This window comes from Microbacterium sp. P26 (genome assembly GCF_023712585.1).
Taxonomy (GTDB): Bacteria; Actinomycetota; Actinomycetes; order Actinomycetales; family Microbacteriaceae; genus Microbacterium; species Microbacterium algihabitans_A.
Genome location: NZ_JAMAXZ010000008.1, coordinates 23,154 through 37,999, shown reverse-complemented (window position 1 = coordinate 37,999; position 14,846 = coordinate 23,154). Strand labels below are relative to the sequence as shown.

At 62.3% G+C, this 14,846-nt stretch carries 13 protein-coding genes; 8 read left to right on the top strand and 5 right to left on the bottom strand.

The window, feature by feature from the left end:
- The first annotated feature begins 26 nt into the window (after positions 1-26).
- Together M3667_RS14495 and M3667_RS14490 are read left to right on the top strand one after the other, a co-directional pair.
- On the top strand, positions 27-623 hold the full coding sequence (locus M3667_RS14495) for a LysM peptidoglycan-binding domain-containing protein (protein ID WP_251509034.1): 597 nt from the start codon (positions 27-29) through the stop codon (positions 621-623).
- A gap of 79 nt (positions 624-702) precedes the next feature.
- Positions 703-1,779 carry an alkene reductase gene (locus tag M3667_RS14490; RefSeq protein ID WP_251509033.1) on the top strand — a complete coding sequence of 359 codons (1,077 nt, stop codon included), beginning with the start codon at positions 703-705 and terminating at the stop codon, positions 1,777-1,779.
- Between the two features lie 48 nt (positions 1,780-1,827).
- On the opposite strand, the gene M3667_RS14485 is transcribed toward M3667_RS14490, so the two are convergent.
- The 3 genes from M3667_RS14485 to M3667_RS14475 form a co-directional block, all read right to left on the bottom strand.
- Positions 1,828-2,391 (bottom strand): dihydrofolate reductase family protein, encoded by a 564-nt coding sequence (locus M3667_RS14485; RefSeq protein WP_251509032.1) that lies wholly within the window; start codon positions 2,389-2,391, stop codon positions 1,828-1,830.
- A gap of 34 nt (positions 2,392-2,425) precedes the next feature.
- Entirely contained in the window at positions 2,426-3,151 is a 726-nt protein-coding gene (locus tag M3667_RS14480; protein ID WP_251509031.1) for a response regulator, read from the bottom strand.
- A gap of 116 nt (positions 3,152-3,267) precedes the next feature.
- The gene (locus M3667_RS14475) at positions 3,268-4,983 is read right to left on the bottom strand and encodes a flotillin family protein (RefSeq protein WP_251509030.1); all 1,716 of its coding nucleotides are present in this window, start codon (positions 4,981-4,983) and stop codon (positions 3,268-3,270) included.
- Between the two features lie 307 nt (positions 4,984-5,290).
- Here M3667_RS14475 and M3667_RS14470 point away from each other — a divergent pair, with 307 nt between their 5' ends.
- From M3667_RS14470 to M3667_RS14455, 4 genes are all read left to right on the top strand, one after another.
- Entirely contained in the window at positions 5,291-5,941 is a 651-nt protein-coding gene (locus M3667_RS14470) for a hypothetical protein (RefSeq protein ID WP_251509029.1), read from the top strand.
- Positions 5,942-6,019: 78 nt separating this feature from the next.
- On the top strand, positions 6,020-6,367 hold the full coding sequence (locus M3667_RS14465; RefSeq protein WP_251509028.1) for a hypothetical protein: 348 nt from the start codon (positions 6,020-6,022) through the stop codon (positions 6,365-6,367).
- A gap of 196 nt (positions 6,368-6,563) precedes the next feature.
- On the top strand, positions 6,564-7,730 hold the full coding sequence (locus M3667_RS14460) for a DNA cytosine methyltransferase (RefSeq protein WP_251509027.1): 1,167 nt from the start codon (positions 6,564-6,566) through the stop codon (positions 7,728-7,730).
- On the top strand, positions 7,720-8,556 hold the full coding sequence (locus M3667_RS14455; RefSeq protein WP_251509026.1) for a GIY-YIG nuclease family protein: 837 nt from the start codon (positions 7,720-7,722) through the stop codon (positions 8,554-8,556). The genes M3667_RS14460 and M3667_RS14455 overlap by 11 nt, the downstream gene beginning before the upstream one ends.
- Before the next feature lie 473 nt (positions 8,557-9,029).
- Here M3667_RS14455 and M3667_RS14450 read toward each other — a convergent pair whose 3' ends face one another.
- Entirely contained in the window at positions 9,030-10,058 is a 1,029-nt protein-coding gene (locus M3667_RS14450; RefSeq protein ID WP_251509025.1) for a DUF4062 domain-containing protein, read from the bottom strand.
- Between the two features lie 227 nt (positions 10,059-10,285).
- Between M3667_RS14450 and M3667_RS14445 the strand changes: the two genes are divergently transcribed.
- Positions 10,286-12,178: an AIPR family protein gene (locus M3667_RS14445; protein WP_251509024.1), complete on the top strand. Its 1,893-nt coding sequence runs from the start codon at positions 10,286-10,288 to the stop codon at positions 12,176-12,178.
- A gap of 129 nt (positions 12,179-12,307) precedes the next feature.
- The gene (locus M3667_RS14440) at positions 12,308-12,886 is read left to right on the top strand and encodes a hypothetical protein (RefSeq protein ID WP_251509022.1); all 579 of its coding nucleotides are present in this window, start codon (positions 12,308-12,310) and stop codon (positions 12,884-12,886) included.
- A gap of 9 nt (positions 12,887-12,895) precedes the next feature.
- On the opposite strand, the gene dnaB is transcribed toward M3667_RS14440, so the two are convergent.
- Positions 12,896-14,263 carry a replicative DNA helicase gene (gene dnaB, locus M3667_RS14435; protein ID WP_251509021.1) on the bottom strand — a complete coding sequence of 456 codons (1,368 nt, stop codon included), beginning with the start codon at positions 14,261-14,263 and terminating at the stop codon, positions 12,896-12,898.
- Positions 14,264-14,846 lie beyond the last annotated feature (583 nt).

Genomic DNA, 14,846 nt, shown 5'->3' with positions numbered 1-14,846 from the left:
GGATGCCGCTGTGCGAGTCTGAACGCATGAAGCGCGCCGCGAAGATCACCCTCGCCGTCTCAGCGGTCGCCGTCGCGGGCGCGTGCGCGCTCGCGATCTGGGGCTTCTCCCGAACCGAGGCACCCCTCGTCGAACAGGCGGCTCCGACCTCCGCAGCACCGACCCCCACCGCCACTCCGCCGATCACCGAGCTCCCCGCCTGGGCGAAGGACTCCAGCCCGTGGATCATCTATCCCGAGGGCTTCCGCTGCCAGGGCACCGAGGGGTGTCCAAACGACTTCCGCGCTCTGATCGGAGAGCCCGGCGACGTGCTGCCGGCCGGCGTGGAGTACTACGACCCCGCGAAGAATGACTACAACCCCGACGATCCGACCAGGTTCGTCGTCATGCCGAGGCCCGACGACGGCGTCGACCTCGGACGACGCCTCGGAGCCCAGGGGTACGCGGTGGTATCCGGCGCCGACACCAGCCGCATTGCGTCGTACATGGTGGCATCCGGAGACTCCCTAGGCGCCATCGGCGAGCGCTTCGCGATCGATCCCGCCCAGCTGACGCGGAACGGTGAACCCGTCATCCCGGGCGAGACGCGCATCGACCCGGGCGACCTCCTGGTCTTCCCCTGACCCCGCGAGCCGCGGAATAGACCCGCCTTCACCGCCGTTGCGAACTCTCGGCCTATAAACGAACGAGAGGACCCCCTTCGTGAGCCTTTTCAGCCCCACCACCGTCGGCAGTGTCGGCGTCCGCAACCGTGTGTCGCTCGCCCCGATGACCCGCCTGCGCTCCGGCGTCGACGGCGTTCCCGGACCCATCGTGGCGAAGTACTACGCGCAGCGCGCCGGCATCGGTCTGCTCGTGACCGAGGGTGTGTTCCCCAGCGCTGAGTCGCGGGCGTACCCGGGTCAGCCTGGCATCGTGACCGAGCAGCAGGCTGCGGGCTGGGCGAAGGTGGCCGACGCCGTTCACGCCGAGGGCGGCGTCGTCTTCATGCAGCTGATGAACGGTGGACGCGTCACCCACACCGACATCACCGGAACCGACCGCATCGTCGCTCCCTCCGCCATCGCCATCGAGGGCGACACGCGTCTGGCCGATGGCACGAAGGTCGCCTACCCCGTGCCGCACGCGCTCGAGACGGAGGAGCTTGCCACCGTCCGCGACGAGTTCGTGAAGGCCGCCCGCCGCGCGGTCGATGCCGGCCTCGACGGCGTCGAGCTGCACTCCGCGAACGGATACCTCCTCCACGAGTTCCTCTCCCCCGCCTCCAACCAGCGCACCGACGGATACGGCGGATCCCCCGAGGCCCGCGCCCGCTTCGTCATCGAGGTCGCGCGCGCCGTCGTCGCCGAGGTCGGGGCCGATCGCGTCGGCATCCGCATCTCACCCGCCCACAACATTCAGGACGTGTGGGAGAAGGACGAGGCTGAGACCCGCGCCACCTACGAGGCGCTCGTGTCGGACCTCGCTCCCCTGGGTCTTGCGTACCTGAGCGTGCTGCACGCCGACCCCGCGAGCGACCTGATCCAAGACCTGCGTCGCACCTTCGGCGGCACGTTCATCGTCAACTCCGGCTTCTCGCGCATGACCACGCGCGACGAGGCCGTCACCGCCGTCGACGAGAACATCGCCGACCTGGTCGCCGTCGGTCGCCCCGCGATCGCCAACCCCGACCTCGTCACCCGCTGGGAGCAGGGCGCCGGCGAGAACGAGGTCGACCAGGCCTCCGTCTACGGCGGCGGCGAGACCGGATACACCGACTACCCGTTCCTCCAGGACTGAGTTCCGGATGCCAGGGCCTCGCGCGACCAGTTCGCGCGGGGCCCTGTTCTATGCGGTGGGTCGATAGCGCTGCACGACCGCGCCCGAACGGAATGCCCGCTGCTCCACGAGCTCGAGATGGATCTGATCCCGGATGCCATCGAGCAGGCGTGGTCCGCGCCCCGCGACGACCGGATGCACGACGAACGTGTACTCGTCGATAAGCCCATGCGCCGCGAGCATCGCGGGGAGCTTGACTCCTCCCAACGCAATGCCTTGGCCTGGCTGTTCTTTGAGTCGTCGGACGGCGTCGACGACGTCGCCCCGGATAAGTTCGGCGTTCCAGTCGACTGTGTTGAGGGTTCCGGATGCCACGACCTTCCGCATCGGATCCATCACCTCCGAGAACGCGACCTCACTGTCGTCCATCCAGTCGGGCCACTCCCTCGAGTCGGGCCGGCGCCACGCGCCCTCCATGAGTTCGTAGGTGATGCGGCCGTAGAGGAGGGTGTCGGACCGGCGGAGCTCGTCGGTCCAGAACGCCATGGACTCGGGGTCGGGCGGGAGGCCCGCTTCGTGGTGGCAGCAGCCGTCGAGCGTGGTGTTGATCGCGTAGCGGAGGGGCTGGGTCATGCTGGAGCTTTCGTTCTACGGACGACGAGGAGCCCTATGACGTGCGAGCTAATGCAGCAGTCACAAGCTTGATGAGCTCGGACGGCCTATTCGTGGACCCCTGAGCCCCCCTTCTTGTCGCCTCCTCTTTATGTTCGCGGAGGTTCGATCCGGCGTAGATGAAGAAGGGAATGTTCGAACCCTTGCGCCTCAGCTGGGAAAGCAATTCGTAACCAGCGCGGTCGTTGTAATGCCCCGTCTCCTGGCGACCCATGTCGGACACGACGACATCGAACGCGTTGTTGGCGACGAGTTCCATCGCTTGGCGAGTGCTGACGACGAGCGTGACAGAGACACCCAGCTTGCGGAAAGCGTCGGCCACGAACCGATTGTTCTCGGGCCGGTCATCCACCCAAAGGATGGCGGAGCTTTCGACGGTTGCGGCGACCATCGCATTCGGGATTACTTCCGCAAGATCCCGGCGCGCCTCCTGCGCGCTTACCCGCCCACCCGCAACACCCGGCTGGGCGGCAGCTGTCTCAACCAGGACGGAGGCCGCATCGATCTTCCCGCTGAACGAGACCCCCGCGAATGCAATGGACGCCTCACCACCACCACCACTGGCGAGACGATCCTGAACACCTCGAAGGACTGGGCGCGTAAGAGCCGCAAGTGGACCACGAAAGCGCATGACGAGGAAGAGGACGACGATTGGCCAAGCAAGGGCGGCTACCAACGAGGAGACGCTTGCGATGATTGCGGCCAGCGACTCGTCGGACATCTTCTGATGGTACTTAGACGGGCCGCCCTGCGAGGGGAGCCCGTCGATCCGACTGCCCGGCCGGCATCAATCACGCAATATCGTTCGCGAGTGTTCCGGGCGGGCGGTCCCGGTCGCTATTCTCCCGCGGTAGCCGACGACTCCGCCTCCCAAGGTGCGCGTGACGACCCAACACCCCGCCCAAACGCCTGCCCCTGCAGGATCGCACCCAGGTCGACACCTGTCGCCGACTTCACGCTGTCGAACGTCGCGGCCAGACCCGCAGCCTGCTCGCGTGCGATGTGCGTACCCGCAGTGTCGCCTCCGACGAGCGTGACGTTGCCGACGTTCTGATACCCCTTCGCGAACTCCGCCATCAGCGCGGGAAGCTGCGCGATGAGCTCTCGACCCAAGATGGCTTCCTGGTTCTCGCGAAGGGCCTCCGCCTCCGCCTGGATGGCCGCGGCACTCGCCTCACCCTTTGCCCGGATGGCCTCCGCCTCGGCGTTCGCCTGAGCGCGCAGAGCTTCGGCTTCGGCGCTGGACTTCGCGCGCAGAGCCTCGGCCTCCGCCTCGGCACGCGCTCGCACGGCGGCGGCTTCTGCTGCGGCAGACGCCTGCCGGGCCTCCGCCTGTCGCTGCACCGCGTAGGCCTCGGCGTCCGATTCCTGCTGCGCTACCTGACGGTCGGTCTCGGCCTTCTTCTGGCGCCCGTACGCCTCGGCATCTGCTTCGGTCTGACGGCGGTACTTTTCGGCGTCGGCGACGCGCTTGACGTCGGCGTCGAGCTCGGCCTGACGGTTCTCAGCGCGCTGCACGAGCACGGCCTGCTCACGCTCCGCTCGGGCGAGGTTCTCCGCCTGCTCCGCCTCGGCGTTGGCGCGGCCGACCTCAGACTTCGATGCCGCAGTGTTCTTGTCGAACGCAGTCTGCTCGATGAGGTTCGCTTCCTCCGTCGAAAGCTGACGCGCCTTCACCTCGCGCGCCGCTTCGATGCGCGCCACCTCGGCCTCGCGCTTGACGCGCTCGACCTCCTGCGCACCCAGAGCCTCGATGTATCCGTTGCGGTCGGTGACGCCCTGAATGGCGAACGAGTCGAGAACGAGACCCTGAGCGAGCAAATCGCCCTTGATGCCCTCCGCGATCTCGTCACCAAGCTTCTGGCGGTCTTGCATGACCTCTTCGACGTTCAACTTCGCAACCACACCACGCAACGCACCCTCGAGCTGCTCAGTGGTGAAGACGTCGATCGCCTGATCCTGCGAGGCGAAGCGCTCCGCGGCCGCGCGGACCTGGTCGGGCAGCGAGCCGATCTTCACGAGCGCAACGCCGGCCAGGTGAATGGTCACGCCGTTCTTCGTCTGCGCGACGGGCTCCATCTTGATCTGCCGGGAACGCAGCGAAATGCGATCCGACCGCTGAGTGAGCTTGTTCACGAATGCGCCACCGCCGGTGATGACGGTCATATTCGACGTCAGTCCGTCTTCGCCGCGCTGCTTCTTACCGACGATGACGATCGCCTCGTCCGCCTGCGGCACCTGATACCAGGCGCGGAAGATGAAGAATCCGATCAGCAGGATGAGTAGCACCGCCCCCACAGCCAGCGCTACACCGATGATCCAAAACAGGTCACTATTCACGACAGGCCCCCCGGGCTCCGAATTGACGGATTCTAGGAACACGCTATCGGTAGGAATCGGCGTTGCTCCGCCGGCCGCCTCCCCCCGATAGGGCGCAGGTTGACTCGCGCTGGCATTCGCTGATCGAGGGGGCGGAAACGCTGGGCGATCGCACCCGAGCCAAGCCCTCGGCGCTCGACCACTGGAGCTGAATCTGATGTCGAATGCCGGCAAAGCAGGCGTGGTCCATGTTTCTGCAACTACCGGATCCGCTCACGCAGGCCGATGGGCCATGCTCCCCTTTCAGCGCGGGCACATCACTTCCCCGAGGATCGCAAGAGGGGCGACCGTGAGCACGATGTAGGGGTTCGAGCCAGGACGTTACGTCGTGAACCCGGGCAGCTCAATTTTTTTTCCCCTCGTCCGCAACTTAGGGCGGTCACGCGCGATGACAGGTCGACGTCTTTCCGAAGGATTGCCTATGCTCTGAGGAACAGGCTTGACGTATGGTTCAGGCAGGCACGGCCCAAGGAGGCAAGCGATGTTTGCGGCATTCTTTGAAGGCATAATGCCCGGCCTCCGGAGCCTCCGCCCACCAATATTCGCTGGCTTTCTCTGGAGCCTCTTCATCTGGATTTTGCTGGCCCCCCAATTGCCAAGCCAGAGGGAGGCAGAGGGGTGGGCCGCGCAGGCGTACGCGGTGTTTGGTGCCATTGGTGCTGCAGGCATAGCTGTTGTCGCGGCGGTCGTGGCGTTCCTCGTTGGCGTAACAGCTCTTGCATTATCCGAGCCGATCTCGGGTTTTGTCGGACGAGTCGGCTCGCGAGTCCGGGAAACTCTGGCTTGGCAGTTCTGGGCGCGTTCGCGGCGGAAACAACTCGCCACTCAGCGACTCCAAGCCGAGACAGCCCTGAAGAAGATGAGCAAGAAAAAGGACTCCTCATTGAGTGGCCGAAGTAGTCAACAGCGAATCTTCGACCAGACTGAATCGAGCCACGCTTACTACTCTGGTGGCGCGGGTTTCGCTCGAAGATTATTCACTCCTCAGACCAGGCGCGCCGTGGCCGCGCTTGGAGAGAAGTCGTCGCCCCAGTCCTCCGCGGAAGGATCGGTCATCCAGCGCATCACTTCCGAAGCCTTCGCTGCAGCGGCACACAGGGAGGGTATGCTCTTGCGCGACATCGAGTACTAAGGGGACAGAAGCACGAACTCGGACTTGGTGGCCGCTCTACACTCCGAGCTTGGCTCTGACCCTCTCGATGCACTACGCGTGTTGGATGAGAAGCTCTTTCTCGACCTTGATCGCGAGCGCGGGGAACGACTTGTTCGACTCGCAGTTTCCTTTCCTATGATTGCTCTGGGCATTCTGCTGGCTTCACAGTTAAATTTGGCCATCGGAACAATTACCGGAATCGCAGGTGTAGTTCTGCTAGCTCGATATTCGGTGGACCAGTCCGAAGAACGCGCTCGTATCTTGAACCTGCTCGGGTTGCGCGGTGCAACCACCCCGTCGATGAAGGCAGCGATTACCGACGGCGAAGCTCGGTTTCGGGAAGCTCGCGCGGCTTATAGTCGGGATCAGGAGTGGCAGCAGCAGCGAGCAGCCGAAAATCCATGACTCTCTCTCGTCTGGATAGAGAGGGCTTGCGACCCGCCCCGGATGCCTCCGACCCACCCTCTCGACGCTGTAAGGGCATTCACAGGAACCTAGCGACCCGTCGGGATCGAAGAACGGAGTCAGGGAGCGCCGACGTGATGCGCGCCCAGCCACCCGCTCAGCCGCAGCAGAGCGGTGTGTCTGTACGCTGGCACTCATGGCCAACCTGACGTCGATAAACACCGGCAAGCCGAAGGTCCTGGAGTTCTTCGCGGGCATCGGACTCGCTCGTCTCGGCCTCGAGGCCGCAGGTTTCCAAGTCGTGTGGGCCAACGATTACGAGCCGGACAAGAAGGCCATGTACGACGGCCATTTCGGCGCATCGAACGATCACGCATTCCATCTCGGGGACATTGGAGACGTGCAGGCGAGCGACCTTCCGCGCGACGCCGCGCTGGCCTGGGCGTCATCCCCATGCACCGACCTATCGCTCGCAGGAGGTAGAGCCGGTCTCGGAGGTGTCCAGTCCGGGACCTTCTGGCACTTCATCGAACTACTCGACGGGCTCGGACAAGACCGTCCCCCGATAGTTGTTCTCGAAAACGTGACCGGCCTCGCGACTTCACACGGGGGCGACGACCTTGTAGCGGCCATCAGAGCTTTCAACAGACTCGGATACAGCGTCGACGTCCTCGCGATCGACGCGCGTCGGTTCGTCCCACAATCTCGCCCCCGTCTCTTTCTCGTCGGCGCCATCAACCCGCCCCTCAATGACGGGGAGACAGCTTCTGATCTCCGTCCCGATTGGCTGCAGTGGGTGTTCGCAGACGTTTCCCTCCGCACTCACCAGGCAACTATCCCCTCCCCTCCGCCCCCGCGTACCACCGGTCTCGGAGAGCTTGTAGAGCACATGGCGGAGGAGGACGAGAGGTGGTGGAGTCCCGACCGCGTAGAAGCATTCGTGGCGTCGATGTCACCGATACAACGCGAACGATTGTCAGTGCACCTTCGAGCACCGGGCACGGCGTATCGCACTGCCTACCGACGAACTCGAAATGGAGTCGCCGTCTGGGAGGTCCGCCCTGACGATATTTCCGGGTGCCTACGCACAGCACGCGGCGGCTCATCGAAACAAGCCGTCGTCAAGATCAGCAACAATCGCGTGCAGGTGCGATGGATGACTCCTCGTGAATACGCTCGCTTGATGGGAGCCGACGCGTACAACCTGAATCAGGTGCGTAATAATCAGGCGCTATTCGGCTTCGGAGACGCAGTCGCAGTACCAGCGGTCTCTTGGCTCGCAACCAACTATCTAGCTCCGCTGGCCAAAGGAACCCTCGACCGTGCGATCGAGCCATTGAAACTTGTTTCCAGTGTCCAGTAAGAGCAGCGCTACGGTTGGCCTGGCACCACCGAAGAAGCCGGCTAAGAGCCAGCTGCCTGCGACCGACGTTCAGGAGTTTCGTCGACTCCTGAAAGAGTTCTTGAACGTTAGGGACAGCGAAGGTCGAAAGTGGGCTGACGCCAAGTGGGGCGTCTACGCCTTCTACGACTACGACGGAGAACCGATTTATGTCGGTCAGACGAATGAAAAGCTGCGAGTCAGGCTCGGGCGACACCTCACGAACCAGCGGACAGATGCAGCCGCTATGCGCATCCTTGACCTCTTCGAAGTAGCAGCCGTCGAGATTTGGCCAATTTGGGAGTTCGAGGCGATTGATCTCCGCCAGAAGAGGACCCCAGAGGTCCTAGAAGCCAAGCGACGTCTGGACGCTACTGAATATACGGCTTACTTAGACGCAATCGACAACTCCAGATTCAAGGCAATTCTCAATGAGAAAATCCCGCCTAGATCGCCTCGAGTGACGCTACCCCCGTCCCTTCGACGCGACCTCGTCACTGAGGCTATCCGCGCAGATCGCAGCCACCCCGACATCCGAATCGCCCGACGCGCTGAAACAATTTCTCGTCTTGCGGCGGTTGCACGGGAGCGTGGCGAAGTCTCAGAAGGTTTGCGTCGAGTTCTCGTTATACAGGCCGTGCGCCTCGCTTACCTTTCGGCCGTCCGCCTTGCTTATGCTGAGGGTCGGACTGAGCCGGGACCAGGTGCCATCGATGTGAACTCCCTAGTTGGAAGCGTGCTTTACGAGTTCTCTGACCCCGATGGATCTGATGCTCGTATGCTTGACGAGGAGATGGACGCTGAGTAGGGTGTGGGAGCCGACTGAGCGGACGTCGACAGCTGGGACAAGCGCAGATCGAGCCACCCTGTGGATAACTAGGACGGCCGGATCTCGAAAACCGCTAGCTTCGGGTCATGACCGTAACGACATGCCGAAACAGGTGCGCCATCCACGCCGAAACCGACTACTGGTGCGGAACAATTCTCGGAGAGCGTGTGGAGATCGCTGCCACGTTATCGGTTGGCGGAGTGCTTAGCCCCGTCTGGCTCAACGTGACACTGACTGCCCTGGACGGAGGTGAGTGCATCTCGTCTAAGGCTGAAGACACACCAATAATTGATCTAAAGCTCGACATATGTACCGCAAAACGATTGGCCTGGACACTCGACCGCACTCGTGCAAAAAGCGAATGACTGTCGCGACAGGATAGTTGATCTGGCACTTACTCGCTGAGGGTGGCGCAGCCCGAATCGAGCGCGGCGGCATGTGGTCCGCGGCACTCACGCACCGGAGCGTTTCGACGCATACAACGCCGTCAAATAATCATTCCCAGCCTTGGTCAGCCTCAGATAGCTGTCTTTGTCATTCGCACTTCGCTTCTTGACGCCCGTGGCGATCACCCGCAGAGCGCGCAGCTGCGTGAGGACGGCACCCCACGTTGCGGACGATACATGGAAAGACGCCTCCACCTCTTTCGGCCACGATTGGTTCTTTCTGTAGACGTCCTGCGCCACGTGTGTGTCCAACGCCCCACGAAGCATCCTCTCCGAAGCCTCGTCGACCATGAACGGGCCCAACGCCTTTAGCACCTCGTCCCACGTGTAGGTGCTCACCTGCTCAACGCGCTTGCGATTGAAGGAAGTGCCGCTCTCAAATATCCACGCGACCTTAACTTTGTCGGAGCCGTGCTGGAAACTAAGGTCTAACTCGGCCTCGTCGCGAGCAGTTGCGCCCTCGGCTTGCAGCCTGCGAAGCCGCTCGACTTCAGCTCGAAGTTCTGCCAATTCCGTCCGATATTCGGGCGTCAGGGCCTGATCCCCTCGCACCCACCCTGGGCGTGGATGGGATTTCCGGAGCTGGGAAAGCCCTCTCGCGACCTTGCCCCCGAGATCTTCCGCGTTGCGATAGTCCTTGGTTACTCGGCCTTGTACCTTTCGCTGAAAGCTAGCCAACTTGCGGGCCGCCCCATCGTTCTTATCCGTCTTCCCTTGGGGGATATCCTCGGGGGAAGACGGGACAAATCCCATGACAGGGATTCCGCGGGCCACTGCGTAGTCATACTCCTGCTCGGTGTAGCTGATGCCTTCGGACGACATGCTGCCGTATCTCCCACCAATGACCACCAGGTAGTAATCGCATTGGTCTATAACGCCGCGTATGAGTGTCATCTGGTCCTCATTGGCCGCTGGAAAGAGCTCCATCCCTGCCGGGATGCAGTCCATCTCGAGAAGAGATTGAATGATCTCTCGTCGCTCGTCTCTGAGATCCGCGAACGTTGAACTGATGAACACCTGATGCCGACGATCCACCTCCCTACCCTCGCACACCTCCGTCACGCGCCATGACATTTCACGCATACCCAAGTCGGAAACCGAAGCTGCTCACCGAACAGTCGTTCCGTCCGACGAGGCCGTTCCTGGGTGGCGTGTGCACAGTTTGCAATGCCCACGTGTTGCGCTTTGAGGGCCTGAGATACGGCCCCTGCACTCGTCGCGCAAGCCAGTGCTCGGGTTGGATCACCTCCACTGTGCAGGCAGTGAAGCTGACCTCTAATGCCAGCAGCCCTTTCTCGCCCGGGCACCTCTCCCGAAAGTCACCGGCTGCCGATGCGCCGCGCCACGCGACATTGCCACTCCGCCCGTCCAACTTGTGTGGTTCACTCGTCGTCATGGCGAATACTCCGGACCAGGACGTCCTCGAAGCAGCGTTCAAAGAGTGGCGTTTGGCAAATTATCCCGATAAGGGGGAAGGCGAAGCGTTCGAATACTACTCGGCTACTCAAATCCTCAAGGAATACTCTCCATCGACGAGTGAGATTGCCGATGGGGTCGTAAAGAAGGCCAAAGATGGGGGCATAGACAGCTTCTATGTTGTGCTCAACGAGAACGAAATTCTTGCGATCGATAGTCCTGTAGTCACAGGCCAGGCAAGTGCAATTAAGGCAATCGCCCCCGAACCGCGGATCGACGTATTCGTGATCCAGTCAAAGTGGAGCGCGAGCTGGAAGAGTGATCCGATCACACGTGCGCGGGATGCCCTCACACAACTTTTGCCGTGGGGAGCGGATGAAGCCACTCTCGAGAAGGTTTATGAAACTACCCTTCTTGAGCGGACTCGGATCTACCGGTCTCTTTATGCGAATCTGCTACCAAAGTCACCGATGATTCATGTACACTTCTACTATGCCACGAAAGGTGCGCAGGAGTCACTAGAAGCATCTGCCGACCAGGCCAATAAGGCGAACCTACTCAAGTTGGCAGTCGAACCTCTGCTTCCTAGTGGTGGGACCGCAGAGGCCCAGTTACTCGGGGCGACTGGCATGTGTAAGCTACTTCGCTATGCACCCGCGATGAAAGTTCCACTGCAATTCAGCCATGACCTCGTGCGGGCGGCCAGCTCGTTCGTAGGGCTGGTAAAGATGAGTGACTATCTCCGGTTCATCCACCGGGAGGACTCCAGTGAGCTTCGTCCCGGCCTGTTCGAGTCGAACGTCCGCGACTTCGCAGGCGAGACTGCTGCCGTGAATAAGGCGATCAAAGACACCGTCACTTCCGACACCCCGACCTCGTTCTGGTGGCTAAACAACGGCGTTACTATCCTTGCGGATGAAGTTGAGGACGTGCCTCCCCATGCGATTAATCTGACGAGACCACTGATAGTGAACGGTCTGCAGACGACCAACGTGATACACCTGGCGAGCATCGAAAAGTCGATTCCGGATCTGCGCCTGGAGCAGTCTCTTCTAGTTCGAGTCATCACTGCGGCGGACTCTTTTACGCGCGATCAGGTAATCGCAGGGACAAACCGGCAAACGAACATCACAAACATCCAGCTCAAGGCAACCGAGTTCATTCACGTCGAAATCGAAGAGTATCTCGCGACGCGCGGCTGGTACTACGAGCGTCGCAAGAACCAATATCGGAAAAGCAGCCACCCGGCAGCTCGGATCGTCTCGATTAACCAGCTTGCGCAGGGCATGATTGCGGTAGCCCTCGGGCGCCCCGCCGACGCGCGTGCACGGCCGTCATCGCTCATAAGCAAACCTGAAATATACGCGGCAGTATTTCCCGAGGATGCCAAAAGACCCGCTTATGCGGCCGCTCTTGAACTACTCCAGGCCGTAGATGAATTCTTGAAGCTTGATTCGGCAAAGGCCATCATGGACGATTCCACGAATGCACGATTTTACGTAGCGGTCGGATACTTCATGAAGAAGTTGCGTTTGAAGAAGGTCGAGAACATAAACTTCTTCCACAATTTTGCGAGAGTCGACCCCAAGAGTTCAGACCCAACCTTTCTCAAGGTTCTTAATGCATTGTCCGCTTCGTATACCGAGGAGATCACGGAAAACCCGGGGCAGACAAGAGATCAGGTTTTCAAAGGTCCGGGTCTTACGCCCCGATTTCTTGCGGCTTTGTATAAGTCCTAGACGGACTGCCCGTCGTTCGCTGGGAGGACGCTATCCTCCCAGTGAACGACATCCCTCGGGCTGACGCCGTAATGAAGGTGACTACGTGATTACTGTTCTCTGCGTCTGCCACGGAGTACCCTCCCCACCATGAGCCCCGCCACTCTCTTTCTCCAAGCCGACGCCGCGCTCCGCCAGGTCGTCGATCAGCTCAATCCGGCTGACTTCTCAGCATCCGTGCCGAAGGAGTGGAGCCAGCTCGAGTCGCCCACGCTGCTCGGCATCCTGGGTCGCCATGCCTACGACGAAGCGTGGGTGCCCGACGTGATCGCGGGGTGCGCGGCCGCCGACGGTGATCCGTTCGCCGAAGCCGACTTGCTGGGCGACGATCCGATCGCCTCGTATGACGCCCTCAACGACAAGGCGACGGCCGCGGTGCGGGCCGGAGACTTCGCCGACACCTTCCGCTTCACCTACGGCGACTACCCGGCCGACGGGGGCTTCGCGCACCTCGCGACGTATCGCGCTCTCCAAGCGTGGTCGATCGCGAAGGAGTTCGGCATCCCGTTCCACCTCTCCCCCGAACTCATCGAGGGGATGAACGAGCACGTCACCCCGCACGCCGACGAGTGGCGTCAGTGGGGCGTGTTCCCGCCGGCCATCGAGCCGCCGGCCGATGCCGACGACGAGACCCGGCTGCTCTGCACGCTCGGGTTCTGGAAGCCATAAGCCTCCTCGTTACATCCCCGGCGCCATATCCGCGAACCGCGAGTAGTGGCCCTGGAACGCCACGGTGATCGTGTCGGTCGGACCGTTACGGTGCTTCGCGACGATCAGGTCTGCCTCGCCCGCACGCGGGGAGTCCTTCTCATACGCCGCTTCGCGGTGCAGCAGCACCACCATGTCGGCATCCTGCTCGATCGAGCCCGACTCACGCAGGTCGCTCAGGGCTGGCTTCTTGTCGGCACGCTGCTCGGCACCACGGTTCAGCTGCGACAGCGCGATGACCGGAACCTGCAGCTCCTTCGCCATCAGCTTCAGCGCACGCGAGAACTCACTGACCTCCTGCTGACGCGACTCGACGCGCTTACCGCTGGTGAGCAGCTGCAGGTAGTCGATGACGACCATCTTCAGACCCTCGCGCTGCTTGAGGCGACGGCACTTCGCGCGGATCTCGACCAGCGTCATGTTGGGGCTGTCGTCGATGTAGAGGGGCGCGTCGTTGATGCGACCGCGGGTCGCGGCCACGGTGGTCCAGTCGCGCGAGTCGAGGGTTCCCTTGCGCATGCTCTGCAGCGGGATCTGGCCCTCGGCGCTGAGCAGACGCATGGCGATCTCGCTGCGGCCCATTTCGAGCGAGAAGAAGATGCAGGGGGCGTTCGCCTTGATCGCCGCGGCGCGGGCGAAGTCGAGCGCGAGCGTCGACTTACCCATGGCGGGGCGAGCGGCCAGCACGATCATCTGGCCGGGGTGCAGACCGTTGGTCAACTGGTCGAGCCCGGCGAAGCCGGTGGGTATGCCCGTCATCGACCCGTCGCGACCGCGAGCGGCCTCGATCTCTTCGACCGCGGCATCCACGGCCGTCGTGAGGGGGATATAGTCCTCGGCGCTGTCGTCGCCCGACACGTTGTAGATCTCGGCCTGGGCGCTGTTGACGAGCTCGGTCGGGTCACCCTCGCCGGCGTAGCCCATCTGCACGATGCGCGTGCCGGCCTCGACCAGGCGGCGCAGCAGTGCACGCTCGGCGACGATCGAAGCGTAGTAGCCGGCGTTGGCGGCGGTGGGCACGATCGAGGTGAGCGTGTGAAGGTAGTCCGCTCCCCCGGCGCGCTGCAGCTCACCGGTCTTGATGAGCTCGTCGGTCACGGCGACGACGTCGGTCGGCTCACCGTGCGAGTAGAGCGTGAGGATGGCCTCGAAGATCAGCTCGTGCTTCGGCACGTAGAAGTCTCCACCGCGGAGCGTCTCGATGACATCGGCGACCGCGTCTTTCGACAGCAGCATGCCGCCCAGTGCGCTCTGCTCGGCGAGGATGTCGTGCGGCGGCGTGCGCTCGGGACGAGGTGCTTTACCGAGACGTTCTTCGGCGATGTCGGCGATCGACACGGACTCTCCTTCTGCTCTCGGGCCTCCCTCCGCACTCCTCGCGCGCGCGAACGGCTTCGGCACAGAGGGGTGGAACGGCCTCGGCAGCACGTAAACACGAACGTCCGACATCGACGCGTGCACGGGTGGTGAGGCGCTGTCCGAGGGGGCTGCCCCCACGCTAGATACGCGACCGTTCCCATGCAAACAGGCCTGTGGATAACTCTGTGGAGAGATTGCGGGAAACGCCGCCATGTCTGTGCACAAGTGCTGTGGAGAACTCGGTGGATGGATGCCAATTTGGCTCGTGATACCGACCTTGAACTGGGGTTTATCTGTCCACAACTTTGCTGGGTAAAACCCGTGTGAAGTGGGAGTTGAAGGTTGTCTGCTACGGCGTCCACATGTGTACAACCCGGGGGATAACTCCCCGATCGCTTACCGATCCGGAGGCCCCGCTGTCAAATCTTTTTTGCGTCACGGCGTGTCGCCGGTCATCCACCGCTTGCTGATCGACTACCGAAAATTCACCAGACCTCTTTTGCTCTGGTGAAAGCGGGCGTATCGTCGCCGCCCAGGAATCACCTTGGATTCACCTATGGGG

Bases quoted from the DNA above. Each gene is read 5' to 3' on its own strand.
- M3667_RS14470 (WP_251509029.1), top strand. From the start codon at position 5,291: ATGTTTGCGGCATTCTTTGAAGGCATAATGCCCGGCCTCCGGAGCCTC.
- M3667_RS14440 (WP_251509022.1), top strand. From the start codon at position 12,308: ATGAGCCCCGCCACTCTCTTTCTCCAAGCCGACGCCGCGCTCCGCCAG.
- M3667_RS14460 (WP_251509027.1), top strand. From the start codon at position 6,564: ATGGCCAACCTGACGTCGATAAACACCGGCAAGCCGAAGGTCCTGGAG.
- M3667_RS14495 (WP_251509034.1), top strand. From the start codon at position 27: ATGAAGCGCGCCGCGAAGATCACCCTCGCCGTCTCAGCGGTCGCCGTC.
- M3667_RS14480 (WP_251509031.1), bottom strand. From the start codon at position 3,151: ATGTCCGACGAGTCGCTGGCCGCAATCATCGCAAGCGTCTCCTCGTTG.
- M3667_RS14485 (WP_251509032.1), bottom strand. From the start codon at position 2,391: ATGACCCAGCCCCTCCGCTACGCGATCAACACCACGCTCGACGGCTGC.